Below are 1,161 nucleotides of genomic sequence, written 5' to 3'. Positions count from 1 at the left end.
AAGTAAGAAAATGGCTATTTCTGACATTGCAAAAATCCCCCAGCTAGTTGTCTCGCCTTCACGCGGTGACTTTGTAGGTGCAGCAAATGATTGGTTTGAACAACAGGGGCATCCGCGAAACGTTGTATTGTCTGTACCTACGTTTACCGCCGCAAAAGCCTGTATAGCTGAGAGTGATTTGTGCGGCTTTATTCCATCTCGACTACTACCTGATAACGACCTAAAAGTAATTGAGCTTGATAGGACAATTCCAGGGTTTGATGTCATTGCGGCCTGGCACCAGCGTAGTAATCAAGACCAGCTACATAAATGGATTCGCAATAAGTTAGTTAGTGTCTGCTCCCGATAAAATTGGTCATTGCGTGCTAGGTCACCAAAAAGTAACTAATTGTTTTTCTGTCGAAGCCACCAATAATAGTTTTCACTAGTCATCATTATTGGAGGCCAAATTCATGAGCACATACAAGTTTGAAGCTGGAGCAACTTTTCCATCGATCACCAAATCAACTCTCGAAGGCACAACACGGGACCTAAGCAAACCTTTAGAAGGAAAAGACTGGCAAATGCTTGTCGTGTACAGAGGTAGACACTGCCCATTGTGTACACGTTTCCTCAATCAATTGACGGTATATAAGCCACGCTTAGAAGCAATAAATATCGATCTGGTCGCTGTATCAGGTGATAGCAAAGCGCAGTTAAAGGAGCACACGAGTAGGCTGGATGTAGATTTCCCGATGTTCTACGGCTTATCTTTAGAAGAAATGAAATCTCTGGGGCTTTACATCTCACATCCCCGCTCAGATCAGGAAACGGATCACCCGTTTGCTGAACCGGGGCTCTATGTCATTAATGAACATGGAACGCTTCAAGTAGTGGACATATCGAATAATCCTTTTGTACGTCCTGATTTAGATAATCTTATTTCGGGCCTAGAGTGGATTCGTAGCAATAACTATCCGATTCGCGGAACCTTTTCTTACGATAACTAACACCTTATTGCCACACACAAAGACTTAGAAAACAACATGTGGCTGCCTGATTTGCGTCATCCTAGGCCCCTACATGTTGCGTATTAGAGAGCAATTTTCCTATGGCATTACAAGAACACCCAATGTGGCGAAAGCCCCAACACCATCATGATTTAGATCATGCTCATGACCA

2 protein-coding genes are annotated in these 1,161 nt (G+C 43.5%); both read left to right on the top strand.

Translation table 11 applies throughout. The annotated features are described in order from the left end of the window. Positions 1–349 (top strand): LysR substrate-binding domain-containing protein (locus A3762_RS21750; protein ID WP_231878890.1); only part of this gene is annotated, 349 nt, incomplete at its 5' end. 103 nt (positions 350–452) lie between these two features. Then, positions 453–989 (top strand): redoxin domain-containing protein, encoded by a 537-nt coding sequence (locus tag A3762_RS21745; protein ID WP_068475950.1) that lies wholly within the window; start codon positions 453–455, stop codon positions 987–989. The last annotated feature ends 172 nt before the right edge of the window (positions 990–1,161 follow it).

Source organism: Oleiphilus sp. HI0125, from assembly GCF_001635355.1.
Note: the sequence above shows the minus strand (reverse complement) of the source record. Positions and strands in the feature narration are given on the sequence as shown.